This window comes from Oceanobacillus senegalensis (assembly GCF_900176885.1).
Lineage (GTDB): Bacteria > Bacillota > Bacilli > Bacillales > Amphibacillaceae > Oceanobacillus > Oceanobacillus senegalensis.
This window is the reverse complement of the sequence record NZ_LT839648.1, coordinates 926,274-951,028: the sequence shown is the minus strand read 5'-3', so window position 1 is coordinate 951,028 and position 24,755 is coordinate 926,274. Positions and strand designations below refer to the sequence as shown.

The following is a 24,755-nucleotide window of genomic DNA, read 5'->3' as shown; positions in this document are numbered from 1 at the left end:
TTTTATATTAACATATGTCTTACAAATCTTCCTGTTTTTGGCTTATTAGTACGTCTCTTGGTTTGCTCCCATTTTGACCCGAAATAATTCCCCTATATTCGAGTGTATCCATTAATCGAGCTGCCCTATTGTATCCAATTTTGAAACGTCTTTGAATCATAGAAGTGCTAGCAGAATTTTGACTTACTACAAATTCAATTACTTCCTGTAATAATTCATCCTCTTCTTCATCTATGTGGACCTGTTCCAGTAATTCCTCTTGCTCAAATAAATAATCTGGTTCTGCAATGCTTCTAGCATAATTTGTGATTCGTTCAATTTCATCATCTGAAACAAAAGGTCCTTGGAGTCGAATACTTTTGCCTGCCCCATTCTCTACGAATAACATATCCCCTTTTCCTAGAAGCTTTTCAGCACCACTAGTATCAATAATGGTTCTTGAATCTACTTGCGAGGATACACTAAAGGCAATTCGAGTCGGTATGTTGGCCTTTATTAATCCTGTTATTACATCAACAGAAGGTCGTTGGGTTGCCAAGATTAAATGAATTCCACATGCTCTCGCTTTTTGAGCAATTCTACTAATAGAATCCTCTACATCCTGTGGTGACGTCATCATTAGATCTGCTAATTCATCGATTACAATAACGATAAATGGCATTTTTTTACTAAAGTGACCTTGTTGCTTCACTTTTTTATTATAGCCCTCTATATTTCGAACACCTTCCTGAACAAACCTCTCATAACGATCCTCCATCTCATTAACAGCCCATTTCAAACTTTGAGTTGCCGCCTTCACATCTGTAATTACCGGTGCCACCAAGTGCGGAATTCCATTATAAGGCGCTAGTTCAACCATTTTTGGATCAATTAATAAAATTTTAACATCATCATGATGGGCTTTATAAAGCAAGCTTACAAGCATGGTGTTTATACATACACTTTTACCTGATCCTGTAGCTCCAGCTATTAAACCATGTGGCATTTTTTGGATGTTCGTAATTTTCGGTTCTCCTTCGATACTTAAACCCAGAGCAATGGTTAACGGTGATTCATTTTCTTTAAACGCTTCTGTTTCAAAGATTTCCTGAAGGCCTACTGTTTGAGCTTTTTCGTTCGGTATTTCAATCCCAACCGTATTTTTCCCTGGAATTGGTGCTTCAATGCGAATATCTTTGGCTGCCATGTTTAATTTCAAGTCATCACTAAGGTTTTTTATTTTACTAACCTTTACCCCAAGTTCTGGATGAACCTCAAAACGAGTAACAGAAGGACCTTTTGTTGCCTTTACAACCTCCGCCCTAACTTTAAAATACTTCAGTGTTTGCTCAAGCAGAGCCTGTTGCTCTTCCACCCATTTACGATCATCATTATTTATTGGCGATGGATCATCTAACAGGTGATATGGGATATAGATATCCTTTCTTTCAACGTCTTCAAGCACCTCAGATGTTTCTGAACTGATTTCGTTTCCTTGAGTTTCTTTAACCTCATCAACCGCATCTGTTGTTTTATTATCTGATGTATCTTTTATAGTTTGCTTTTTTTGAATTTGATTTTCCTTTTTTCGCCTTTGTAAATTCCTTTTATCACTTGGTGTCATAATGACATTGAATGGGAAAACGTATGGTTTTTCTTCTTTATTTTCTGATAAGGTTTCTTTTTGTGTTTTGTTTTTCTGTGTAGGTTCTTCCTTTCTCCCGTCTTGATTTTCTGCATTATTTTCCTTTTGTTCACTCTTTAATTCCATTTCCTCTTCTGTTAGTATTTCGTGTTTATCCTCATTCTCATTCACTTGTTGTTCTGGCATTGACAATTCTTCTTCTAATTGTTGGGCTGGGTCTACATCATTACTATTTCCTTCCAGTTCACTTTCTTTTGGTTCTAAATTAGAAGTTTCTTTATCTTCGTTCTCAAATTCGTTCATTACATCATTTCTATGTACATTCTCTGGTTCCATTTCAGTTACATGTTTCTGAATCAAATCCTCTTCTGTTTCTGTTGAACCCAATTCTACTTGATTAAGGGAGGATTCTTCGACTTCTTCTATTTCCACCGTATTTGCGATTTCATTATAAGATTCCAATTCAACTCTATGTTCATGGTTAGTCTCATATGATGTTTCCTTTTTATTATTATAATCCTTATTGCTGTCATCTACCGCTGGCATACTTTTGTTTTTTTCTTCTTGCTTATCCCTTTTTTGAAATCCAAAAATAGGAGATGGTACTTCGGATACTCTGAAAGGCTCGTCCGATTGTTTATATATTTTTTTCTTATCAGCTGATGGAACCCCTTTACTTGTTGAAACTTTTTCTTCTTGACGTTCTTCCTTCTTCTTTTTCTCGGGCTTAGCCTTTAAACTTTCATTATTACTAGATTCATTATGAGGTGGTTTATGTTCATCTTTACGTTTTCCTTTACCTCTACCTTTTTGATTATACTGAGTTGGTTCATCTGGGATTACAGGAAAGCGAAAAGGCCTTTGTTTTGGATATTGGTACGTAACTTTCGCTTCTAAACTCTGCTTTTTCTTTTCCACTTTTGGTGGTTTTCTCTCCTGTGGGGCTTCCTCCAAATCATCGGAAAATAATTTTTTTATTTTATTCTTCCATTTATCCAACATCAAACTCACTCTTTTCCATTTCTTTCATTTTTTGTAATTACTATTGTAGCATGATTTGTTATTATTGAAATAGAATTTACTAATTGTAAGGGAATTGTATTCATTTAGAAATGTGAATTTTAATGGTAAAACTCTTTTGGTAGATTCTTGTCAATCTCTTAGTTTGATTGGGAAACATCGTTTATGACCACTGTGGAAATACAAAAAAACAACCCTCACTCTAAAGTTTGGGTTGTTCTTATAATTAAAACTGAAATTCTTCACCAACACGATAAGATTCATCTAATACATAAATTCCCTTTTCTTTTGGAGCATTCGGTAAACCTAATTCTTTTTGTGAGCAAATCATACCATTGGATGGTACCCCACGTAATTCAGTAGGTTTTATCTTCATACCACTTGGCATGGTTGCACCAACTTTTGCAACAACAACTTTTTGATTTTTATCAACGTTTGGTGCACCACAAACAATTTGCAATGGATTATCTTCCCCGACATCAACTTTACAAACACTTAGCTTGTCCGCATTTTCATGAGGCTGCTTATCAACCACGTATCCCACAATAAACTTAGGTGATAAATCAAAATCTAAGGAATCTTTTATTCCATTTTCAGTAAAAAGCTTTTTGATTTTCTCAAGTAAATCTTCCGTTAATTTAATTGCACCGGTCTCATTTATTTGAAAATATTTTGCTGCTTGAAAAATATTATAGCCTAATACTTTCCCATCATTAGCAACTATCCTTACTACATCCCCAATTTTTTCATGACTGATTTCATAGCGGTTTCCGTCGTCAATTGGGAGGATTAGTACATCTCCAATTCCATTTGGATTATAAAATACATCCATTTCGTTCATCCTTCCTACTATTTCTCTGGTCGATTTTTTGCAAGAATAAAGATAGGCTCTAATTTCTTATCCTCATAAATCAATGGTAATGATGTAATTGGAATTCTTCCCTCTGCAAAAAATTTCATCGTCATCTGTGCTAATATATCATATCCAGTTTTATTTTGAATATCAGCAATAATTAAGACATCCTGATGTGGGACAGCAAGCGCTAGTTCTCCTTTAGCGTTAGCACTCATTTCCTCTAAGAATGCATCATTCAAAATACGGCTAGCATCGTAGCCATCTTGTGTAGCTATAAAATAAAAGTCATTTTTCGCTACCGTATCCTTTTTTGGCTCTGTAGACAACGAACGTACATTGAAACTTGCAATTTCATCCAAACGCCCACTATCCCAACCTTCTCTTTCCAATAATCCTTCATCTATCAGTTGATAGGATTTACCCAAATCTAGTGCATAGAATATTCTCGTTTCAGCTGTATGTTCCTTTGTTATCAGCTTTTTCCCTTTTTTCGTTTCAGTTGGAAAAGATGTTGAACGGATAACAGGATATATATTTTTCTCCTTACCGGACAATTGATGATCTTCATTCATAATGCGAAGAGCTTCTGTAATATGGTCCTCTAATTCTTCGATAGCCATTTCTCCACGTTCGTTATATTTTGCAATAACACTGGGTAAAGAGATGGTTAATCCTTGTTTCGATTCCTTCCACTCTATTCGAAGTGTATCCTTGTCCCTATTATAAGAAGTTTTATATTTATCATTACTTAATCGTTGTTCAAGCTTTTTTTTCATCTGTAAACTAGTCATTTTCTTCAACGATACAACCTCCTTTCTTTTACTTACCATTTCCTTTATTTATATAGAGGGTAGATCTTCTATAAATTTAATCACTTCTTCTTTCGTTTTTCGATCCTTACTCACAAAGCGACCTACTTCTTTTCCATTTTGATATGCTAGAAAACTAGGTATTCCTAAAATAGCATGTTCCTGGCATATTTCAATAAACTTATCCCTATCAACTTTTACAAACGTATATGTCGGAAAAGTTTCTTCAATTTCTGGTAACTCCGGTTCAATAAAGCGGCAATCTCCACACCAATCTGCGGAAAATAGCATAATTACATTATCCTTGGCAATTAATTCATTATATTGATTGACAGATTCTAACTCTTTCATTACTTTCCACTCCTTATCTATTTCATTTACATCTTATCGTTGATTTCCATCTTATTCAATTAACTGAACTGATTAATTATTTAATGCAAAACCTTTAGCCGTTTTCATCATATCTTTCGCATCTTCTATCATTTGTCTTTTTGTTGTGTAGGTTGTTATTTTCGTTCCACCGACTCCAACTTGTAATTCATATCCTTCCTCTTTATTTGGTGGAAGGATACGAATATAGCCAAATTTCTCCGCATCTTCAAATGCTTCTATTAGAATGGCTTCATCAGTTTGAGCGGATTTATAGTTTAATGTACTTTTTTGATTTTCAATTTTATTATGGAAAATAATATAGGTTTGGTCTCCATCTTCCAAAATAAGATTATTCTCATCGCCACTTTGAATGTCTAGACGATCTGGGATATAAATTGGGACACCATTGATTTCATTATTTGGTTCCATTTTTTCTTCATCTTTAAAGGTCAACATGGCCTTTTCCCTAGCTTCTTGAACAACCTCCTCTTCTGACAGGTTATTACAACCACTTAGTACAACAAAAAATAATATAGTTATAATTGAAAATTTATATAGTAACTTCACTATTTTATCCTCCATATAATAATTGGTCTACACTATTCATATATTACTAAAAATAGAGCAGGGATAAAATCCTAGAGTTAAAAGCAATTTATTGGAAATTTTATCAAAATTCATTTAACATATGCAAATAGATACTAATTAGGAGGAGATTATATGGAGTTAGTAGTATATTTAGCCGGACAGATACACGATGACTGGCGTAACCTAGTAGCAGAGAAAGCAAAGGAGAAAAAACTTCCTATCAAATTTGTTGGACCACAAACTAGTCACGACCGATCTGATAGCATCGGAGAAGATATCTTAGGGGAACAACCTAGTCCATTATATAAAGATGATGCAGCCTCTGACATTAATAACCTTAGAACACAGGTACTCTTGCAGAAAGCTGATGTCGTTATTGCATTATTTGGTGAACAATACAAGCAGTGGAATACTGCAATGGATGCAAGTGCTGCAATCACGATGAATAAACCAACAATTATAGTAAGACCTTCCTCATTAATACATCCTTTAAAAGAACTATCAAATAAAGCCAATGTAACGGTAGAAACCGTTGACCAAGCCCTAGATGTTCTAGCATATATATATGAATAGATGATCTAACTTGAATACACGTAGCTCCTCATATCTCGAAAAGAAGCTACGTGTATTAGAATAGGATACTTACTGTTCCATGATTGTATAATTAGGTACTAGACATCTAATTATCACGCTCTAAGGCTTTTCCCAGTATTCCCACTGTCCCCTTAGCAATTTAACAACGTGTTGGAACATGTTTTTTCTTGAAACGAGGTCATTTGTAAAGATTCCTATCGTTCCTTCATTTTTACGAACATTTTCACGTTTAGCATAATCATCCATTATATCTCCCAATTCTAATCCTCTCTTTAACTGTTCATCTATTTCTTTAGGCAATTTTATTCGAGCTCCACTTGCTGTAAAAATTTGTTCATCCTCTGTCACTAATGCCCCCCAATTACATAAATATAGCTCATCCTCGACATACATAACACCACCCTCAAGCCCTATTCCTATTGTTCCTTTTGATATATCTTTGCACTGTTTTGCTCGATTAATAGCACCATGTCTTGTTTCTTCATCTGAAAAAGGTTGAGCAGCAACTTTGGAAGGTACATCCTTGGAAGAAACTTCTAATTCCGGAAAAACTTCTTCTACAGCATTAATTTTTGTAGGATTTTTTGAACCAATTACAATTTTCATTTTTTACTCCTTTAATTCTCGTTTGATAAACAACGCAAACAAAAAATAACTGCGCCAAAATTGACAGCAGTTACTTTAATGTTTTACTTAGAGCGGATTTGCTCTACCGTATTTTGATCCGTTGTTTTCACTAATTTAACAAGTAATTCTTTAGCCGCTGCATAATCATCTACATGAATAATGGAAGCAGATGTATGAATATAACGAGAACAAATACCAATAACAGCACTTGGTACACCATCATTTGATAAGTGAATACTTCCTGCATCTGTTCCACCTTGTGAAATAAAATATTGATAAGGAATATCGTTTGATTCTGCTGTATCCAGTATAAATTCCTTCATTCCTTGATGTGTAATCATCGTTCTATCAAAAATTCGTAAAAGAGCACCTTTTCCTAATTGTCCAAATGCTGTTTTATCACCAGATGCATCATTGGCTGGCGAAGCATCAAGTACATAGGATATGTCCGGCTTAATCATGTTAGCTGCAACTTTAGATCCCCTTAAGCCTACTTCCTCCTGAACTGTCGCACCAGAATATAATTCGTTAGGAAGTGTCTCATCCTTCAGTTCTTTTAGAAGCTCAATAGATAAACCACAGCCATAACGATTATCCCAAGCTTTTGCCATAATTTTTTTCTCATTAGCCATTGGCTCAAATGGTGTGACAGGTACGATAGAATCACCTGGTTTCACGCCAATTCTTTCTACATCTTCCCTGTTATCCGCACCAATATCAATTAGCATATTCTTTATTTCCATAGGTTTCTTCCGTTGTGATTCAGTTAATAGATGTGGTGGAATAGATCCAATCACACCAATAACAGGTCCGTTTTTGGTCATGACTTGCATACGTTGTGCTAACATAACCTGGTTCCACCAGCCTCCTAACGGCTGAAAACGAAGCATCCCGTTTTCGGTAATTTGTGTTACCATAAAACCAACTTCATCCATGTGTCCGGCCACCATCACTTTTGGCCCATGACCATGTTTCACACCAAATACACCACCAAGATTGTCTTGGATCAACTCATCTGAATACTTTCTTAATTCACTCTGCATAAATTCTCTAACTCGATGTTCATTGCCAGGCGCACCTTGCAACTCAGTCAGATTTTTAAATAAATCAAGGGTTTCCTGATTCATACCGATACCTCCACTTTATTAAGTACGTATTAAGTATAACGGATTATCATGAATTTTATCCAGTGTTGACCTTGTTATTTCATTTTAGGAAAGGATAAGTTATACTTATAATTATATAAGATATGCGTAAACAGAGAACTTATTAGGACAAGCAACCGAATAGACATTTATACTTATCCAGGGAGGCAGAAACATGAAAAAACGTAATATTTTACTAGCTTTAGGGGTGGGCTTTACGATTGGTTATGTAACCAAACAACAAATAGGTGCGAGACAAAAGGTTAGCCCGGAAAATGCTTTAAAAACTGCAAAGGAAGCGTTTAAAAAATCGGGTCCTATAAGTGGTTCTTGGATTTATATGAAACCAGAAGAAGTACATAAAAATGGAATTGTTTATAATGCTTATAGAGGCGGAATAACTCGAAACATTGATGGTGATAACGTACAATTTGAATTCTATGTTGATGCACAAACAGGTGCTATTATTTCATCCAATAAAACAAATGAGTGATTTTATAATCCGAAAAAACAATAAAGCTGCTCTTCTTAAATTTATGGAGCAGCTTTAATTGTTTTATAAATAATCATAACGGATGCGCTTGACTTCATCCACCTTCATACCTGAAGTATCAAATTTGATAGCTCGGTAATAAGCATCATGATAAAATGTATACCACGCTTCTTTCTTATATCCATACTCCATCCAATTTTCTTTCTCATGTACTGAGGTTACTGGATAATCATCATATGCCAAAGCCCATAATTTATTCTGATGTCCATGTGTTGGCATCAAATCAGCCATATGGATGAAAGTTTCATCCTTATCCTCAAACACAAGAATAGCATGTCCATCACTATGTCCACCCGTATGAATCATTCGAAGTCCCTTTACAATTTCCATCTGATCAGCAAAGGTTTCCACCTGTTCCTCAATAGGCTGCCAGTTTTCTTCCCAGTATGTATTAATGGATCTAATATTCGGATTACGCACCTCACTCCATTCAATTGCTGAAGTATAGATAGTAGCATTCTTAAAGACAGACTCATATTCATCCTCCCCGACCTTTTTCGTTAGACCGGAAGCATGATCATAATGTAAATGTGTCATTAAAACAATATCAATATCATCAACTGTTAAATCAAGCTCTTTAAGTGAATCTTCTATAAAAGATTCTTCTTTAATTCCAAAATTTCTAATTTGCTTATCTGAAAATTTATTTCTGCCAAGTCCTGATTCGATCAATACATTCTTTCCATCCAATTGTAATAAAATTGGATCTGTTCGTAATTCAATTTGATTTTTATCATTATGTGGGTACTTTTTACTCCAAAGCGCCTTTGGGACCACCCCAAACATGGCACCTCCATCTAAAAAGGTTACACCACCCTTAAGCCAAGTTAGAGTCGCTCTACCAACATGTAACTTCTCCACTTTACTCATCCCCTTTCTTATATAAACAGTTTATAGGATGGTAGAATATTCTGCAAATATAATATGTAGTCATCTAATGCAGTCCTAATCCAAAAAAGGAAAATGTTGTCTTAAAGTTCTCAGTTTGATACCATAACTTAACTATTAAAATATAGCTAACCTGAAAGGAAAATGGTAAAAATGGAACAGCAGCTTATTCTCGCTTCAAGTTCACCACGGAGAAAAGAATTATTAGAAAACCTTCATCTTACATTTGATGTTATTGTCAGTAATGTAAAAGAAACGGTTGATAAAACATTACCGCCTAGCGAAATTGTCATGTCACTAGCTAATCAAAAGGCTTCTACTATTGCAAATAAATATCCGGATGCCTTTGTAATCGGAGCGGATACCATTGTTCAACTTGATGGACAAATATTAGGAAAACCGAAAACGAAAAAAGATGCCTTTCATACGCTTAAACAATTGTCAGACCGCGAACACTCTGTACTGACTGGTGTATCTATATTAAAAGGCAAACAAATCGTTTCCTTTTACGAAGAAACAATTGTTGAATTTTGGCCACTCACAGACATAGAAATCTGGAATTACATTGAAACCGGTGAACCAATGGATAAGGCTGGATCTTATGGGATACAAGAGCTTGGAGCGTATCTTGTAAAAAAAATAAACGGTGATTATTTTTCAGTAGTCGGTTTACCAGTCGCTAGAGTTATACGTGAGTTAAAGAAACTTGGGTTGAACATTTAAAAAAATCAGCCGTCCCTAAAAAAGTAGACGGCTGATTTTTATTCATATTCTTTTTCAAATTCTTTCGTACTTCTTACGGTATCTATAGGTCGTACTAAGCCCTCGATTTGCTCTCGTTTCGATTCGAAAAATGGTGGCAAAGCTAATTTTTCACCAAGTGTTTCATATGGTTCATCATCCATAAATCCTGGACCATCTGTTGCAAACTCAAATAAAATGTACGGAGCAACTCTCGCATATAATGATTTAAAGTAGAAGCGATCAACAAATCCGGAAGTTTGAAAACCAAATTTAGCCATACGGTCAATCCAATACTCTAAAACATCCTTGTCCTCTACTCGAAAGGCAGCATGATGAACTGTACCATAACCTTGGCGTGCTTGCGGTAAAACTACATTCTCTTCAACAATTACTCTCGCTCCATTACCACCTTCTCCAACTTCAAATAAATGTAAAGAGCCTTTCTTATCGATTTCTTTAAACTCAAGTACCTTTTCCATCATTTCTTTAAAATAATCAAAGTTTGCAATACGGACATGAATTGGACCCAAGCCTGTGATGGCATATTCTAATGGAATCGGGCCCTTTTGCCAGGGTACACCAGGTGCTACACCGTCCATATTTTCATCGGAAACTAATTGATACTGTTGGTCATCAAAATCGACAAAGGAAAGTGTTTTGACACCAAATTGATCTTTAATCCCACCGTGTCGAACTTCCAATCTATCAAATCTCTTTACCCAATATTCTAATGCCTCATCACTTGGTACACGGAAAGATGTTTTGTAAATTTCGTTTGTACCATGAGTACCTTTTGGTATGTTAGGGAAATCAAAAAATGTTATGTCTGTACCAGGGTTTCCCTTATCATCCGCAAAAAATAGATGGTAGGTTTGAATGTCGTCTTGATTCACTGTCTTCTTAACTAAACGCATTCCCAATACATACGTAAAAAATTTATAATTCTCTTCAGCACTGCTTGTGATAGCTGTCACATGGTGCATTCCTTTTAAGCCATTCATTTATACTCCTCCAATTATAAACATAATTCCTACTCATATAATTAATTAAGATATTTTTAATTAAGTATAATTTACCATAAAAAAATAACATATGTCAATGAATTAAAATAAAGAGTGAATCTTCAATCAGTGGGGGTATTACTGCCCCTTAACCTGCGATAAAACATATACCGTAGGTCTCACGATTACAATTATTATCGAATTTTGTCCTACGATTAACTATTAACTCTAAAGGAAAACGAAATAAAATGTAGAATGTTATAGTAAGGGGTGATATGGATATGCAAAATGCTATGAATACGACAGAGAAAGCTTATTCGACAAGCGAAATCGCTGCAATGCTTGACATGGGTGTAACAACAGTAAGGAAATATGCACAGCATATGGAAAAATCCGGATATAAATTTTTCAAGAATAAAAATAATGCAAGATTATTTGTAGATAGGGATATCGTAGCAATACGATATCTAAAAGAATTAAGAGATAAAACCAATATTACCGTAGAACAGGCTACCAAAATAGTCATGGAAAAAGTATCTACCGAGGAAACAAATGAGATAGAAACCGCCAACACTCCTAGTTTAGTTGAACCAATGGATAAAAATAATAGTGCAAACCATGAAGAAATAATAAGGTTAATTCGAAATCAAAATGAATTAATTCATGGTTTAATGGAACGATTAGATAAACAGCAGGAAGTTATTAACGAATGGTTAAGTGAACGAGATAAGGAATTGATGCGAACCATTACGGAAAGGTTAGAAACACAACGACTCATTGCTGCAGCTTCAGAGGAGGAAGAAAAATTTAAACAAAGAAAAACTTTCTTCCAATGGCTATTCAGAAGGTAACCCCCAGTTCCTTTCTCCCTTTTTCATTATTTTGCATATTAGGCGATAGACCATACATAAACCATCCTACGTAGTGAACCAAAAATGGATTCTTCTTAGGATGAAGCGATATCGTCTTATGATAAATAAACCATATTGTAAATAGGACCAATCATTCGACAAATAGTATCAATTAAGGTTATTTTTTAGATTAGTACGTTAAGCTATTCAAGTAACCCCTATTCTTTTATAAGGTAGATAGATCACCTAATACCTTCCATTTAACACTACGATTATAACAATAATAAAGACAGATGATAAAGGAAGCATGGACTTAGTTTAAGATTATCAGACTTTCTATATCATCTTGCTACAAATTAATTCATTGAAGGAATAATAGTATTCTTTACTCATTCATATTTGGCTTAATCAAATTTAATATAGTCATATTTTTAAAATGGTATATTTGTATTCATGTCAATTATCTTTCAACTTAAGGAATTACAAGTTTAATATCCTTTATCAAATCGTAACTGGCATAATAAATAGGCCAATTCAATACTAATATAAATTTCATTTGCATATACTGTAAGGTATAAATGTAAAATATTTGTTCACATTATTGACACATTCATATCCTTACCCTATAATTTCATTAAAAATGGAAATTATTTAAAAATTATAAATTCAACAAAGATATAAGGAGTGTTATGTATGATTCAAGTAAATGTAACGGTTGATTATGAAGGGCAGTCGTATCATACCAATGTCATAACGAGTAGAGAAACTGATTATGATCAAATATTGGAGTTAGCACTAAAACAAGTTAAAAAACAATGGGAAGAAATGAATGATTAACTCATTCCATTCTTCCCCCTTAACCTATTTCACTTTCCACAAATAAAGTCACGCCTCTCCTCTCTCTTCCTTCTTACCCTAAAGTAAGTGTTTCTAAGAATTGGTTAATTTGCTATAATTATTCTGAACACATGATAAACGCTTTTATTTAATGTGAATATATTCACATTAAGCTTTTAAAAGGAATAATTAGATACCGGATTGGTAAATATAATAGGAAGTTCTCAATATATAACAGATTGGGGGGGTTTATTTGAATTTAAATGAGGAGAAATGGGCTGCTTTCATTTTATTAATTTTATTTATTTCTTATATTCTACCCTATACAGTGCTTTCAAATGTTGCAAAGTGGTATGGTAGTTTTTTATTATGGACGTTCCTTACATTAATCGTTATCGTTATTAATTATATTTTAACAAAGAATTGGGGTAAAGAAGAATGAGTTCCACGATTGTCTGGTGGGCTATCACCATATATGTCATCATAGCGATTATTATAGCTGTTCTTTCTAGGTCAGGTAAACAAAATAATATGAACAGTTATTTTCTTGGAGATCGTAAAATGAATGGGTTTGTGTCTGCACTTAGTTATAGTGCAACAACCTATAGTGCCTTTATGTTAGTAGGATTAGCTGGACTTACTTATAATGGTGGTGTAGGTGCACTCGGATTCGAGCTAATTTACCTGATGGGGGTTACTCTTGTTGCTTTTTTTGGACCAAGGTTTTGGAAAGTTGGGAAAAAGTTCGGGTATGTAACTCCATCAGAAATGTTAGGGGATCGTTATCAAAACAAAGGAGTAGCAGTTATTACCGCTATTTCAAGTTTAATTTTTCTAATACCATACAGTGCCGTTCAATTATCCGGTGTTGGTTATCTTATGCAAGGTGTTACAAATAATGCGATTTCCTATTCAACAGGAGTAATTCTTGCAACACTACTAGCACTTTTATTTTCTTATATAGCAGGAATACGTTCTGTTGCTTGGACAGATTCTTTACAAGCTTTATTCATGATTATCACTGCAACGATTGTTGTCATCGTATTAATACAAGGATTAGGTGGGATTAATAGTTTTGTTCATACACTTGAAACGAACTATCCAGAATACTTAACAGTACCAGGCAACGGCTTTTTCAACTTTTTAAATTTCTTAGGCTTAACGATTCCTTGGTTCTTCTTCAGCCTTTCCAATCCACAAGTAAGCCAAAGATTGTACATGCCAGCATCACTAAAGAGTTTAAGACATATGCTTATGGGGTTTTTAATTTTTGGCTTTATATATACAATCGTTGCTGTTGTTTGGGGATATTCAGCATTAATTATGTTCCCAAGTTTAGAGAAGGCAGATATGGCTACTCCTTATGTACTACAATCTGATTTGGTACCACCGATATTAGGTGTAATTGTGATGGTTGGTATTATGGCAGCTGCCATTTCAACAATTGATTCTATTCTTCTGACATTGTCATCTTTATTTGCTAGAGATATTTATGGAAACATAAACATAGACTCTAGTGATAGAATGCAGCTTCATGTGGGAAAAATCATTATTCCTATCATTGCAGCTCTTGCATTCTTGTTCGCACAGCTAGAGATTAACTTAATAGCTGTATTATCTGTTTCATCTTCGGCAGGTCTGTTAGTCGTTGTACCAGCAATCATTGGTGCTTTTTTCTGGAGGCGAGGAACTGCCCCAGCAGTTCTCACCAGTGTTATCATTAGTGGATTAGTAGTGATTGTAATTGAATTTACGCAACTCAAGCCATTGGGTCTCTCTTCGGGACTATGGGGAATTATTCTATCCACCTTCCTGTACATCAGTGTTAGCCTAATAACTAAACCACCTAAAGAAAAAGCTGAAGATTTTTTGTCTGTTTAAGTAAGTTACTTAACTTATATAGTATTTATCGAAGTCCGGTAGAAGTTTTAAGATCTTCTACCTATTTCTTTAAATGGTTATAATAGCATAATTGGCATTCGTCACTGCCAGAAGTTCGTCCGGATTAACTTCTATTTGAAGTCCCCTTCTACCCGCAGATACAACGACGCTTTCCATGGATTCAGCTGTAGACGAAATATAAGTTGGAAAAAGCTTCTTCATCCCAATAGGCGAACAACCACCACGTATATATCCTGTAGTTTTCTCCAAATTTTTCATTGGAAGCATTTCAACTTTTTTATTTCCACTAACTTTTGCAAGTGCTTTTAAATCTAATTCGGATGAAGACGGAATACAGGTTACAAGAACACCTGTTTTATCCCCAACAGAAACTAGAGTTTTATAAATTTTCTCTTGTGAAATACCTACATCATTTGCTATTTTTTTCGCTTCTGAGATTTCATTCCATTTGTATTCATGAATTTTATAGTCAATGTTCTCTTTTTCTAATAATCTAATTGCATTCGTCTTTTGCAATTTTTTCCTTTTCATAAAATTACCTCTTTACCACTAAAATCATTCATATCAGATTAATATGTTTCTGTCACTATCAACCATAATTTACCTATTTAAAAACGTATTCATTTCATCTTCTGGCACTAATCCACCACCAGTTGCCCAAACAATATGTGTAGCCTTTTCCGTTTGCATTGATTTATCTTTCATATAATTTGAATTTAATACTTCAAATGGTCCTGAGAAGCCTGCTGTAGCTGACGGCTCTACATAGATGTTCTCACTTTTGGCCAATAACTGTAGCAATTGAAATAATTTATCATCCTCAATAGTATAAATACCACTTACTAATTGCTCACTAAAACTGCTGGCAAATATGGAAGGTCTTCCAACTGCTAAACCATCTGCTGCTGTTTGATTATCTATCCCAATATCCTGCACACTTACTTCATTTTTTAATCCTGTTAAAAGTCCAACCAACATGCTTGGTGAATGTACTGGTTCAGCGAAAAAGCAGTGTACATGATCACCGAATAATTGTTTCAAACCAAATGTTATTCCACCTGGTGCACCACCCACTCCACATGGAAGGTATACAAACAATGGATGGTCCTGGTCAACCACTATACCCTTCTCATCTAGTTGTTTTTTCAAACGAAAGGCTACCGTGCTATATCCTAAGAATAAATGCTTGGAGTTCTCGTCATCTACAAAATAACCTTTAGGATTCGCGTTTGTTTTCTTTCTTCCTTCTGTAACAGCCTCACTAAAATCTCCGGTGAACTCGTAAACTGTTGCACCTTTTTCACGGAGAAGATCCTTTTTCCATTGTTTAGCGTCCTTTGACATGTATACATTAACTTGAAAACCTAGTTTTGCACTCATAATCCCAATGCTCAAGCCTAAGTTTCCTGTTGAACCAACACCAATGGTATACTCGCTAAAAAGTTCCTTAAACTCCGGATTGGATAAACTTTCAAAACTTTCTTCCTTTCCAATAAGACCAGCATCTTGAGCGAGTGTTGCCGCATAATGTAATATTTCAAAAATCCCCCCACGAGCTTTTACCGAACCAGCAATAGGGAGCTTATTATCACATTTTAAAAAGAGATCCCCTTCTAGTGTAGTAGCATAGAATTTTTCCAGCTCGTTTTTCATTGAATCTACTTTTTCAAGAGGAGACTCAATCCAACCATTAAGTTGTTTTGTTTCCGGAAATACCTTTTTAAAAAAGGGGGTATATCGCCTCCAAAGATTTTCAGCTTCTACGACATCTTTATGCCCTAATGAAAAACTACCTTCCTCTAATTTCTTAGCCTTCGGATTTACCCAAAATACCGGTTTCAACTTCAGTATTTCTTTCATGATTGGAAATTTATCTTGTAAAGTCTGGATTTCTGTATGCGCTAACATTTTTGTCCTCCTATGTCTAAAAATCTAGTATTCTGTATATATAAGATATCAAATGAAATGTAGGCTGTCGAATTGTGTTAAATTGAGGTTCTCACTATTCTCCTTAATCACCCGATGTCATAATTGCACTTTCCTGGTTTAAAATCGTACATTAAGGCTAATAGCTTCTTTAAATCGCACGTCAGTTGGATGGAGTCGCACATAATCGTGTCGACGCCCGCGCATGGTACCTTTTGATGTGTCATTATTCATCTACAATTCTACCACCTTCCCCACATTCGGCATACCAATACAACAAAAAAACACCTGGACCGTCCAAGGCCCAAGTGTTCTTCATAATTTCTTCTCCCACTTATTTCAACCTACTTGCTTCATCCGCAATAATCGTTACATGATTATGTTTTCTTAATACCGATGCTGGAAAATCTTCAGTCGTTTCCGCGTCCGTTTCCAACAATCGAGCCAATGCTTCTGCTTTTCCCTCGCCAGAGACAAGCAAAATTATTTCCTTGCTTTCCATAATTGTTTCAATGCCCATTGAAATTGCTTGTTTTGGAACATCATCCATGGAATCAAAAAACCTAGAATTTGCCTGACGAGTGGATTCATCAAGTTCAACCACATGGGTTCTGCTTGTAAACGGTGTTCCTGGTTCATTAAAACCGATATGACCATTTTTCCCTATTCCTAAAACTTGAATATCAACATGGCCTGCCTTTCGAATAAGTACTTCATAATCTTTGCATTCCTGTTCTAAGTCTTCGGCAGTGCCGTTTGGCAGATGAATATTTTCCGAAGAAATATCCCCAATATGGTTGAAAAATTTATCCATCATGTAATAATGATAACTCTGTGGATCCTCTTTGCTTAGTCCGACATACTCATCTAGATTAAACGTTGTAACACCTTTAAATGATACTTCATCGCTATTATATTTTTCAATCAAACGCTTGTACAAACCTTCTGGTGTTGATCCCGTTGCAAGACCTAGCACTGGATTATCCAGTTCATGTATTTTTTTTACAAGATACTCGCAAGCACGATTACTCATTTCTTCGTAGTCTTTTACTTTTATCAAATTCATTCCTATCACTCCACTTCCATCGCAATCTCACCACGGCAAATGGTATATTTAATATTTAAATCATCATCCACAAGTAAAATATCCGCATCTTTTCCTGTTGTAATGCTTCCTTTTTTGTCATAGACACCGATTTGTTTTGCTGGATTGATGGAAGCCATGTTAACCACGTCATGCAGGTCTACCCCATCAAGTCCAAGCATCCTACGAGCAGCGTCATCCATTTTCAAAATACTTCCTGCTAGTGTTCCATCTTCTAAAACCGCACGATCTTCATTTACTTTTACAGGTTGCCCGCCCAGCTCATAATCTCCAGCTGGTAACCCTTTCGCACGCATTGCGTCTGTAATCAGGATAAGCCTGTCACATCCAACGTTATTATAAATAAGCTGCATCATTTCTGGTGCAACATGAATCCCGTCAGCAATCAATTCTGCCTGTAACGCCTCTAATTGAAATGCCGCTCCAACTGCTCCAATATCGCGGTGGTGAATTCCGTTCATCGCATTGCATAAGTGAGTCAACTGTGTAACCCCTTGCGCAACAGCCTTTTTCATACCTTCAAAACCTACATCCGTATGTCCTGCAGAAACCGTTACACCTTGTTCGTTTAATGTACGGATAAAGGTTCCATCGACATCATGCTCGGGAGCCATAGTAATGGTCCGAATCGTATTCCCAGATATATCCTGCCATTTCATGAATTGATCAACATCCGGTTCCACAATGTATTTTAATGGTTGGGCACCGGCTTTTGTTTTTTCAACAAACGGGCCTTCCAAATGAACTCCAATCAGTTCTGCATGACCAGGTTTATTTTTATAGATTGCGACATTTTCCAATGCTTTATCAATTTGTTCTGGAGCTTGTGTAATGGTCGTTGCAAGAAAGCTTGTGGTTCCTTCTTTTGGTAAAATGGAAGCCATCCCATCAAGGGCTTCTTCGGTTGCATCCATTGTGTCCGCTCCGTTTGCCCCATGAATATGACTATCAATAAAACCGGGAATGGCAGTCAGGTTCGTAGCGTCGATGATTCGAGCGTTTTCAAGGACATTACCTAGTTGATTTTTCTCAGTATAAATGGTGTTGATTTTTCCATCCTTTAATAGAATGCTTCCATTAATCTCTTCCCGATTTTCAAGAAGAATTGTTGCATTCTTAATCACTATTGTTGTATCCATAACCGATTATCATTCCTTTCTATCTATAAATTAGCATACATTAGTATAGTTGTCTATACATTTATATATTTATGTACAAGTTAAAATACTTTTGGTAAACTAATGTTAGATTAACTATAGAAAGGGAAAAAACATGATTAATAAAAATTCACCCATTCCTATTTACTATCAACTAGAAGAAGAGATACGTCGCATGATACTGGAAGAACTGGCTCCAGGTGATATACTCCCTTCCGAACGGGACTATTCCGAAAAGTATGATATTAGCAGAATGACTGTTCGACAGGCTATCTCAAACTTGGTCAAAGAAGGACTGATTTACCGCCAAAAAGGAAGAGGTACCTTTGTTGCTGATAAAAAATTTGAACAAGACTTGTCCGGACTATCTAGTTTTAGTGAAGACATGATCAATCGTGGGTTGACCCCATCCAGTAAATTGCTTAGTTTTAACGAAACTAGTGGAAACGCTTTAGTCGCCTCTAAGTTACAAATGGAAACAACGGATAAAATTTACGAAATCAAACGAATTCGCCTTGCAAATGAAGAACCTGTTGCATTAGAAACCGTCTACACACCAAAGGCATTGGTCGGAGAATTAAATGAGCAGGATATAGACATATCTTTTTACGACTATATTGAAAAAAAATTAAACTTAACCATCGATTATGGTGATCAAACGATTGAAGCATCACTTGCAAATGAGGATGAAATCCATTACTTAAACATTAATGAAAATGATCCAGTCCTAGTCATGCACCGAACCAGTTACCTGAACGATGTTAAAGAGACACCAATTGAATATGTTACATCCACCTATCGCTCTGACAAATACAAATTTAAAATGCAAATGAAGCGGGACTAGAGCTGGCGCCTCCACCTCTACTAAAATCAGTGCCACGTATCGTGCCCTATCTTCGTATGGAACTAGCCATACGTATATAGGTGTGTCTTTTCCCCCGAATGGCGATAGAGTAATCCATAATGCGCTCCGGCACAGAGATGCCATTCATTCCAGCATCTCCAATATGATGGAGGTCTGCTCCCACCATTTTGTTATATAATGCGATTTGCTGGACTGTCTCTTTTTCGGCCCCTTCCTGGCTTGTACCAATGGTTGTTAAAACAAGGGCTCCTGCTTCATGTACTGCTTCTATTAATTTCTCCGTTTTCGTTAACGTTGTTCCAGGAACCGTTCCAACACCTGGCAATAAAACAATATCACAACCTGCACCAATCAACCCTTTAACTGTATCAACTGCTGCTACGTCTTCGATCACACCCGCACCATGCATTTTTCCAGCAATAATCAATAAATCCAGGTCTTTCGCAGCCTTAATGCTGTTTACAATTGCTTGATTAGATACACCGGTCTTAGGATTCCCAGTTAAACAAATAAAATCCACACCTAATTCTTTTGCCTTTGCTAATGAATCTGCTGTAGCTCTCCTACCCTCTGGTAACTTGTCCAATATTTCTAAAGCTTCTGCAGTATCATCTACCGGCTCCAAATTAATTCCAACCGGTCTACCAATAAGTTTCTTGATTTCATGAATGATTTCGCCTTCTTCCATGCTTTCTAACCCTTCCACCCTTTGTTCATACACATCAAACAAATTTAGAAGAATCATATCTGCTCCAAAAGCCGATGCATATTCTGCATTTGTTAACCCAGGGTACAATGGAGCGGTCTGACACATAACCTCTGCAATCATGGTTCTTCCTTCCGCTGCACGAATCGACTGTAACAACGCTTGTTTATTCATATGAGCAAAGTCTGATGCCGAACAATTCAACAACCTCTTCATAATTATCCCTCCGTAAAACTTTAAAGGAAGGCCAGCATCCTTTTAGAATACCGGCCCTATTTACTAGTCATTCTTTCTTAATTTATGCACTTCATCCGCAACTGCCTGAACTTGAGTTCCGACAATAACTTGAACGTTATGTTTACCAACTACATTGACACCAGGAACACCAGTATCCTTAATTTTCTTCTGATCAACCTTATCCATGTCTTCTACTTCCAAACGCAGACGAGTGGCACAATTATCAACAGATCTAACATTTCCATCTCCACCAAGGCCGTCATAAATTTGCTCAGCCATGACCGCATATTTATCTTTTCCAGAAGTAGCTTGATTAGCTTCTGTATCTACCACTTCTTCACCTTCATCGTCATCCTCACGACCTGGCGTTTTGAAATTGAATTTCACGATTAAAAAGCGGAATAAGAAGTAGTAGATAACCGCGAACACAAGACCTTGTACAATGAGCATGAACGGCTGATTCGCTAATGGAAGTCCAGCACTTAATACAAAGTCGACTAACCCAGCACTGAAACTAAATCCAGCTGTCCAGCTGAATGTAGCTGCAATAAATAGGGATAAACCAGTTAATACTGCGTGTACCACATAGAGTGCTGGTGCTAAGAACATGAATGAGAATTCAAGTGGTTCTGTTACACCCGTAAGGAATGATGCAAACGCTACTGCCATTAATAGTGATGCAGTTTGTTTCTTCCGCTTCGTTTTAGCGGTATGATACATCGCAAGTGCTGCAGCTGGCAGACCGAACATCATAATCGGGAAGAACCCTGCCTGGTACATTCCAGTAACACCTAGTGTACCTTCACCGGACCAAAATTTACCGATATCATTAATACCAGCTAAATCAAACCAGAATACGTTATTTAGTGCATGGTGTAGTCCAGTTGGAATTAAAATTCGATTAAAGAAGCCATAGAGACCAGCACCAATCGCACCTAATCCACTAATTGCCTCACCAAATGTAACCAATCCAGTATAAACAACAGGCCATACTAACAGTAAAATGAGAGATATCGCTGCCATTGCTGCCGCTGTAAGAATCGGTACTAGTCGTTTACCACTAAAGAAAGCCAATGCATCCGGCAATCTCACATGACTATAACGATTGTATAAAGCAGCTGCAACGAGACCAGAAATAATACCCACAAACACGTTTTCAATATTTTCAAAAGCTAAATTGACACTTTCAACTTCTATCTGAAGTATATTTGCAACATTACCTGTTGATAGTACTGTCGTTACAACTAAATAACCGACTAAACCACTAAGTGCAGCTGGTCCATCTTTTGACTTGGTCATCCCAATCGCAACACCGACAGCAAATAAGATTGGAATAAAGTTTAAAATTGCACTACCAGCACTAATTAAAAATGCTGAAAGGAAATTCCCGCCACCGGAGTCTATCGCATTACCAATCCCCATTAAAATCGCAGCTGCAGGTAAAACAGAAACTGGAAGCATAAGGGACTTACCAAGGTTTTGAAGATATTTCATCATAAATAAAACCCCACTTTTTAAAATTGATAAAATCTATGACTTACCTTTAAACAATTTTTAAATGCATCCGTTACCAATTGCAGACACCGCCTCCTTTACTCTTATTACAAGATTATACTTATAGTCATCTATACCACTATATATCTTTTATTAAAAAGAAATTCTTTTCTTATATTTTTCCATTATTTTTTTGTTATGCATATCTGCACCATCAACATTTCCACTTAAAAGCACAGGGGGGTCAAAACCGTTCTCAGCCATGCTTGATATCACCTTTCCCATCATCTCATTAAGAATTGACGCCCCAACAACTGTGGAACCTGGTGCAAAATTCACTGCCACACTGGTATCGGATAACAAAGCATCCCCTACTGGAATATGGGTGTCAATTCCTAAATCAACAACTTCATGAAGAAACTTACCACTAGTGTGTCTGGATGTCTGACCTTCTGCATATATAAAGGAAGACAAACCAATCACAAACGCCCCTTTTTCTTTAGCAATAAGCGCTGTATCCAGTGGAACAGGATTTCTTCCAGATGTTGATATGACAATCATCACATCGTTTTCTCGAATGTCTTGTTCCTCCATAAACGTCCTTGCATAGTCAGGCTGCCGCTCCAGTTCAGATGACTTGATGGCTCCTTCATGAAGCATTAACGGCTCATGGAGAATCGGATGAACGGGAACTAACCCACCTGCACGGTAATACACTTCCTCTGTAAGCATATGGGAATGCCCACAGCCGAATAAGTGGACCACCCCATCATCTTGTTGAAGCGTTGCACTGATTTTCTCAGCTGCTTCTCCTATTTTCAATCCTTCATTTGTTTCTACTTTATCTAAAATATCTTTCACCTGATTAAAATATTTATGGACCACTGTTTCGAACCTCATTTCAGTGTTTGATTGTTTTATCCTATTGTAATTAAAACGGTTTCTCCTGCTTTGGCTTCTGGTTCCTCCGCAAGGCTGATTTCCTTGTCTATATCTTTACTGTTTGTAATAACCATTGGCGTTATGACACTGCTTGCATTTTCACGAATAAATTCCAAATCAAATGTCATAAGAGACTGCCCAGCGGAAACCTTATCCCCTACATTGACATTCGGGGTAAACCCTTTTCCTTCTAATGCTACCGTTTCCAAACCAACGTGAAGTAAAATTTCCGTTCCTTGGTCTGTTTCGAGGCCAATGGCGTGTTTTGAATCAGGAATTTGTAAAACTTTCCCATCCACTGGTGAAAATACTTCCCCTTCACTTGGTTCTACCGCTATTCCTTCGCCCATCATTTTTTGATTAAATACTGGATCTGGAACATCTTCTAATTTCACTACTTTTCCATTCATAGAGGCAACGAGTTTTTCTTCTTTTTTACCCTTCTTAAAAAGATTTTTAAACATTCCAATCACAATCCTTTCATATATACCGTTTTACTTCTTATGTTCCCTACTTTAAATATAAATACTCAACCTTTACACCAATAAAAACAAGTTCAAATGGACAGCTAAATCAAAAAATACTTAGGTCCTTCTCTTACTTATTCTGAAGTTTTCTGAGTGCTGGGACTCAGAAAATATCTACGCTTTCTGTGGGCACAAGACTCAGTCTCCTTGGAAGAAAGCCACTTCCTGCTCACGTCTTGACACGTGCCGTTCTTACAGGACAAGGAATACTTCGTTTTCGAAGCTTTCCTCTTGTTCTGTGGGAGCAAAGTTCAAATTTCCTCTGCTTATAATATGTTACAACTTCATTATAACTGGAAAATAACCTATAAGCAATATAGACATACAAATGTCTATACCAGGTAAGTGGTGTTTTTTATTTTTCAGGTTATGTATAATGATTTTACAACTACAAAAAGAGGGGTATTATCTAATGAGTTCATTACTAACAAGAATTAAAGAAAATCTTCATACACTATCGGAAGCAGAGAAAAAAATGGGCTTGTATGTTTTGGAAAATCCTGAATTCATTCCAAATATGACAACAAAAGATCTATCCAAAAAAGCTGGAACTAGTGAATCTAGTGTCGTTCGTTTCTGTAAGTCAATTGGAATAGGAAGCTTTAAATCATTTAAAATGGAACTTGTCAAAGAGTTGGCCACGCAGGACATGAACCTTACTGATTTTAACTTTTTACAAAGTAAAAGTGAACCCTATGATATTTTTCAAAAAGTGACTCATGTTAATAAATCAGCTATTGAAGCTATATCTACATCACTTGATAGAAAAGAATTCGAAAAAGCAGTGGGAACGGTGAAACATGCTGGAAGACTAATCTTTTACGGTGTTGGCGGATCAGCAACTGCAGCCGTTGATGGGTATTATAAATTCACTAAACTTGGATATCCATGTACAGCCCATCAGGATTTTCACTTTTTGCTATCATCTATCCCATATTTAACTAAAAATGATGTCATTATCGCAATTAGTATGTCCGGTAAAACAAATGATGTTTTGGAGCTATCCAGATTTGCCCAAAAAGAAGGTGCAATCGTTATCGCAATTACAAACTTAGATAAATCACCACTATATAAAGAAGCTGATATCCGTCTATGTACACCTATTGTTGAACAAGACTATCGTATTGGCAGTATCCCTTCCAGAATGACACAACTGACGATTATTGACGCACTGTATCTAAGTGTATTTAATGCTAAAGGGGAAAATGTTTTACCGCAATACCATAAAGCAAGGAATGAAGTCATACGATTAAGAAGATAGCTGGGAAATGTCCCTTTTTTACACGATATGAAATTTAATTTCATTGTTTACAAAAATTAAATTGACATATAATTTCATATTGTGTAGGATATAATTATAAACTATTCTTTTACAGAAAGGGTGA

Annotated in this window: 26 protein-coding genes; 9 read left to right on the top strand and 17 right to left on the bottom strand. The window is 36.1% G+C overall.

Annotation, left to right across the window (positions count from 1 at the left end; genetic code table 11):
* Positions 1 to 19: 19 nt before the first annotated feature.
* The 5 genes from CAO17_RS04455 to CAO17_RS04435 form a co-directional block, all read right to left on the bottom strand.
* Positions 20 to 2,626 (bottom strand): DNA translocase FtsK, encoded by a 2,607-nt coding sequence (locus CAO17_RS04455; protein WP_085991659.1) that lies wholly within the window; start codon positions 2,624 to 2,626, stop codon positions 20 to 22.
* A 244-nt stretch (positions 2,627 to 2,870) separates the two neighbouring features.
* Positions 2,871 to 3,476 (bottom strand): YtpR family tRNA-binding protein, encoded by a 606-nt coding sequence (gene ytpR / locus CAO17_RS04450; protein WP_085991658.1) that lies wholly within the window; start codon positions 3,474 to 3,476, stop codon positions 2,871 to 2,873.
* A gap of 17 nt (positions 3,477 to 3,493) precedes the next feature.
* Positions 3,494 to 4,291: a DUF1444 domain-containing protein gene (locus CAO17_RS04445; RefSeq protein ID WP_085994404.1), complete on the bottom strand. Its 798-nt coding sequence runs from the start codon at positions 4,289 to 4,291 to the stop codon at positions 3,494 to 3,496.
* 48 nt (positions 4,292 to 4,339) lie between these two features.
* Positions 4,340 to 4,681 (bottom strand): thioredoxin family protein, encoded by a 342-nt coding sequence (locus CAO17_RS04440; RefSeq protein WP_281252958.1) that lies wholly within the window; start codon positions 4,679 to 4,681, stop codon positions 4,340 to 4,342.
* 51 nt (positions 4,682 to 4,732) lie between these two features.
* A complete protein-coding gene (locus CAO17_RS04435) occupies positions 4,733 to 5,248 on the bottom strand; it encodes a hypothetical protein (RefSeq protein ID WP_085991656.1) in 516 nt (171 codons plus the stop codon).
* A gap of 153 nt (positions 5,249 to 5,401) precedes the next feature.
* Here CAO17_RS04435 and CAO17_RS04430 point away from each other — a divergent pair, with 153 nt between their 5' ends.
* The gene (locus CAO17_RS04430) at positions 5,402 to 5,842 is read left to right on the top strand and encodes a YtoQ family protein (protein WP_085991654.1); all 441 of its coding nucleotides are present in this window, start codon (positions 5,402 to 5,404) and stop codon (positions 5,840 to 5,842) included.
* A 120-nt stretch (positions 5,843 to 5,962) separates the two neighbouring features.
* Here CAO17_RS04430 and CAO17_RS04425 read toward each other — a convergent pair whose 3' ends face one another.
* A complete protein-coding gene (locus CAO17_RS04425) occupies positions 5,963 to 6,469 on the bottom strand; it encodes a DUF84 family protein (RefSeq protein WP_085991652.1) in 507 nt (168 codons plus the stop codon).
* Between the two features lie 83 nt (positions 6,470 to 6,552).
* Positions 6,553 to 7,617, bottom strand: a complete 1,065-nt coding sequence (locus CAO17_RS04420; RefSeq protein WP_085991650.1) for a M42 family metallopeptidase — start codon at positions 7,615 to 7,617, stop codon at positions 6,553 to 6,555.
* A 193-nt stretch (positions 7,618 to 7,810) separates the two neighbouring features.
* On the opposite strand from CAO17_RS04420, the gene CAO17_RS04415 reads away from it, so the two are divergent.
* Complete coding sequence (locus tag CAO17_RS04415; protein ID WP_085991649.1) at positions 7,811 to 8,128, top strand: PepSY domain-containing protein; 318 nt, start codon at positions 7,811 to 7,813, stop codon at positions 8,126 to 8,128.
* A 63-nt stretch (positions 8,129 to 8,191) separates the two neighbouring features.
* Here the strand turns inward: CAO17_RS04415 and CAO17_RS04410 are convergent, their stop codons facing one another.
* Positions 8,192 to 9,049: a YtnP family quorum-quenching lactonase gene (locus CAO17_RS04410; RefSeq protein WP_085991647.1), complete on the bottom strand. Its 858-nt coding sequence runs from the start codon at positions 9,047 to 9,049 to the stop codon at positions 8,192 to 8,194.
* Positions 9,050 to 9,229: 180 nt separating this feature from the next.
* Here CAO17_RS04410 and CAO17_RS04405 point away from each other — a divergent pair, with 180 nt between their 5' ends.
* The gene (locus tag CAO17_RS04405) at positions 9,230 to 9,799 is read left to right on the top strand and encodes a Maf family protein (RefSeq protein ID WP_085991646.1); all 570 of its coding nucleotides are present in this window, start codon (positions 9,230 to 9,232) and stop codon (positions 9,797 to 9,799) included.
* A 38-nt stretch (positions 9,800 to 9,837) separates the two neighbouring features.
* On the opposite strand, the gene CAO17_RS04400 is transcribed toward CAO17_RS04405, so the two are convergent.
* Positions 9,838 to 10,821, bottom strand: coding sequence for a ring-cleaving dioxygenase (locus CAO17_RS04400; protein ID WP_085991644.1), 984 nt, complete (start codon positions 10,819 to 10,821; stop codon positions 9,838 to 9,840).
* A gap of 281 nt (positions 10,822 to 11,102) precedes the next feature.
* On the opposite strand from CAO17_RS04400, the gene CAO17_RS04395 reads away from it, so the two are divergent.
* The 4 genes from CAO17_RS04395 (at position 11,103) to CAO17_RS04380 (ending at position 14,390) form a co-directional block, all read left to right on the top strand.
* Positions 11,103 to 11,672: a MerR family transcriptional regulator gene (locus tag CAO17_RS04395; RefSeq protein WP_085991643.1), complete on the top strand. Its 570-nt coding sequence runs from the start codon at positions 11,103 to 11,105 to the stop codon at positions 11,670 to 11,672.
* A 693-nt stretch (positions 11,673 to 12,365) separates the two neighbouring features.
* Positions 12,366 to 12,509: a BA3454 family stress response protein gene (locus CAO17_RS04390; RefSeq protein ID WP_085991642.1), complete on the top strand. Its 144-nt coding sequence runs from the start codon at positions 12,366 to 12,368 to the stop codon at positions 12,507 to 12,509.
* 253 nt (positions 12,510 to 12,762) lie between these two features.
* Entirely contained in the window at positions 12,763 to 12,951 is a 189-nt protein-coding gene (locus tag CAO17_RS04385) for a hypothetical protein (RefSeq protein ID WP_085991641.1), read from the top strand.
* A complete protein-coding gene (locus CAO17_RS04380; protein WP_085991639.1) occupies positions 12,948 to 14,390 on the top strand; it encodes a sodium:solute symporter family protein in 1,443 nt (480 codons plus the stop codon). The genes CAO17_RS04385 and CAO17_RS04380 overlap by 4 nt, the downstream gene beginning before the upstream one ends.
* Positions 14,391 to 14,459: 69 nt before the next feature.
* On the opposite strand, the gene ybaK is transcribed toward CAO17_RS04380, so the two are convergent.
* The 4 genes from ybaK to nagA form a co-directional block, all read right to left on the bottom strand.
* Positions 14,460 to 14,942, bottom strand: coding sequence for a Cys-tRNA(Pro) deacylase (ybaK, locus tag CAO17_RS04375; protein WP_085991638.1), 483 nt, complete (start codon positions 14,940 to 14,942; stop codon positions 14,460 to 14,462).
* A 69-nt stretch (positions 14,943 to 15,011) separates the two neighbouring features.
* Positions 15,012 to 16,319 (bottom strand): D-serine ammonia-lyase, encoded by a 1,308-nt coding sequence (locus tag CAO17_RS04370; protein ID WP_085991636.1) that lies wholly within the window; start codon positions 16,317 to 16,319, stop codon positions 15,012 to 15,014.
* A gap of 352 nt (positions 16,320 to 16,671) precedes the next feature.
* The gene (gene nagB, locus CAO17_RS04365; RefSeq protein ID WP_085991635.1) at positions 16,672 to 17,403 is read right to left on the bottom strand and encodes a glucosamine-6-phosphate deaminase; all 732 of its coding nucleotides are present in this window, start codon (positions 17,401 to 17,403) and stop codon (positions 16,672 to 16,674) included.
* A 5-nt stretch (positions 17,404 to 17,408) separates the two neighbouring features.
* Positions 17,409 to 18,581, bottom strand: coding sequence for an N-acetylglucosamine-6-phosphate deacetylase (gene nagA / locus CAO17_RS04360; RefSeq protein ID WP_085991633.1), 1,173 nt, complete (start codon positions 18,579 to 18,581; stop codon positions 17,409 to 17,411).
* A 133-nt stretch (positions 18,582 to 18,714) separates the two neighbouring features.
* Here nagA and CAO17_RS04355 point away from each other — a divergent pair, with 133 nt between their 5' ends.
* Positions 18,715 to 19,443 carry a GntR family transcriptional regulator gene (locus tag CAO17_RS04355; protein ID WP_085991632.1) on the top strand — a complete coding sequence of 243 codons (729 nt, stop codon included), beginning with the start codon at positions 18,715 to 18,717 and terminating at the stop codon, positions 19,441 to 19,443.
* 46 nt (positions 19,444 to 19,489) lie between these two features.
* On the opposite strand, the gene CAO17_RS04350 is transcribed toward CAO17_RS04355, so the two are convergent.
* From CAO17_RS04350 to CAO17_RS04335, 4 genes are all read right to left on the bottom strand, one after another.
* A complete protein-coding gene (locus CAO17_RS04350) occupies positions 19,490 to 20,386 on the bottom strand; it encodes a DUF7916 family protein (protein ID WP_085991631.1) in 897 nt (298 codons plus the stop codon).
* A 63-nt stretch (positions 20,387 to 20,449) separates the two neighbouring features.
* Complete coding sequence (gene nagE / locus CAO17_RS04345; RefSeq protein ID WP_085991629.1) at positions 20,450 to 21,904, bottom strand: N-acetylglucosamine-specific PTS transporter subunit IIBC; 1,455 nt, start codon at positions 21,902 to 21,904, stop codon at positions 20,450 to 20,452.
* 150 nt (positions 21,905 to 22,054) lie between these two features.
* Positions 22,055 to 22,786: an SIS domain-containing protein gene (locus tag CAO17_RS04340; protein ID WP_085991627.1), complete on the bottom strand. Its 732-nt coding sequence runs from the start codon at positions 22,784 to 22,786 to the stop codon at positions 22,055 to 22,057.
* 32 nt (positions 22,787 to 22,818) lie between these two features.
* On the bottom strand, positions 22,819 to 23,307 hold the full coding sequence (locus tag CAO17_RS04335; protein ID WP_085991625.1) for a PTS sugar transporter subunit IIA: 489 nt from the start codon (positions 23,305 to 23,307) through the stop codon (positions 22,819 to 22,821).
* 475 nt (positions 23,308 to 23,782) lie between these two features.
* Here CAO17_RS04335 and CAO17_RS04330 point away from each other — a divergent pair, with 475 nt between their 5' ends.
* Positions 23,783 to 24,631, top strand: a complete 849-nt coding sequence (locus CAO17_RS04330) for a MurR/RpiR family transcriptional regulator (RefSeq protein WP_085991624.1) — start codon at positions 23,783 to 23,785, stop codon at positions 24,629 to 24,631.
* Positions 24,632 to 24,755 lie beyond the last annotated feature (124 nt).

Bases quoted from the DNA above. Each gene is read 5' to 3' on its own strand.
- CAO17_RS04390 (WP_085991642.1), top strand. From the start codon at position 12,366: ATGATTCAAGTAAATGTAACGGTTGATTATGAAGGGCAGTCGTATCAT.
- CAO17_RS04370 (WP_085991636.1), bottom strand. From the start codon at position 16,319: ATGTTAGCGCATACAGAAATCCAGACTTTACAAGATAAATTTCCAATC.
- CAO17_RS04380 (WP_085991639.1), top strand. From the start codon at position 12,948: ATGAGTTCCACGATTGTCTGGTGGGCTATCACCATATATGTCATCATA.
- CAO17_RS04395 (WP_085991643.1), top strand. From the start codon at position 11,103: ATGCAAAATGCTATGAATACGACAGAGAAAGCTTATTCGACAAGCGAA.
- nagB (WP_085991635.1), bottom strand. From the start codon at position 17,403: ATGAATTTGATAAAAGTAAAAGACTACGAAGAAATGAGTAATCGTGCT.
- ybaK (WP_085991638.1), bottom strand. From the start codon at position 14,942: ATGAAAAGGAAAAAATTGCAAAAGACGAATGCAATTAGATTATTAGAA.
- CAO17_RS04430 (WP_085991654.1), top strand. From the start codon at position 5,402: ATGGAGTTAGTAGTATATTTAGCCGGACAGATACACGATGACTGGCGT.
- CAO17_RS04405 (WP_085991646.1), top strand. From the start codon at position 9,230: ATGGAACAGCAGCTTATTCTCGCTTCAAGTTCACCACGGAGAAAAGAA.
- CAO17_RS04420 (WP_085991650.1), bottom strand. From the start codon at position 7,617: ATGAATCAGGAAACCCTTGATTTATTTAAAAATCTGACTGAGTTGCAA.
- CAO17_RS04330 (WP_085991624.1), top strand. From the start codon at position 23,783: ATGAGTTCATTACTAACAAGAATTAAAGAAAATCTTCATACACTATCG.
- CAO17_RS04445 (WP_085994404.1), bottom strand. From the start codon at position 4,291: ATGACTAGTTTACAGATGAAAAAAAAGCTTGAACAACGATTAAGTAAT.
- CAO17_RS04355 (WP_085991632.1), top strand. From the start codon at position 18,715: ATGATTAATAAAAATTCACCCATTCCTATTTACTATCAACTAGAAGAA.
- CAO17_RS04335 (WP_085991625.1), bottom strand. From the start codon at position 23,307: ATGTTTAAAAATCTTTTTAAGAAGGGTAAAAAAGAAGAAAAACTCGTT.
- CAO17_RS04455 (WP_085991659.1), bottom strand. From the start codon at position 2,626: ATGTTGGATAAATGGAAGAATAAAATAAAAAAATTATTTTCCGATGAT.
- nagE (WP_085991629.1), bottom strand. From the start codon at position 21,904: ATGATGAAATATCTTCAAAACCTTGGTAAGTCCCTTATGCTTCCAGTT.
- nagA (WP_085991633.1), bottom strand. From the start codon at position 18,581: ATGGATACAACAATAGTGATTAAGAATGCAACAATTCTTCTTGAAAAT.
- ytpR (WP_085991658.1), bottom strand. From the start codon at position 3,476: ATGGATGTATTTTATAATCCAAATGGAATTGGAGATGTACTAATCCTC.
- CAO17_RS04415 (WP_085991649.1), top strand. From the start codon at position 7,811: ATGAAAAAACGTAATATTTTACTAGCTTTAGGGGTGGGCTTTACGATT.
- CAO17_RS04425 (WP_085991652.1), bottom strand. From the start codon at position 6,469: ATGAAAATTGTAATTGGTTCAAAAAATCCTACAAAAATTAATGCTGTA.
- CAO17_RS04400 (WP_085991644.1), bottom strand. From the start codon at position 10,821: ATGAATGGCTTAAAAGGAATGCACCATGTGACAGCTATCACAAGCAGT.
- CAO17_RS04350 (WP_085991631.1), bottom strand. From the start codon at position 20,386: ATGAAGAGGTTGTTGAATTGTTCGGCATCAGACTTTGCTCATATGAAT.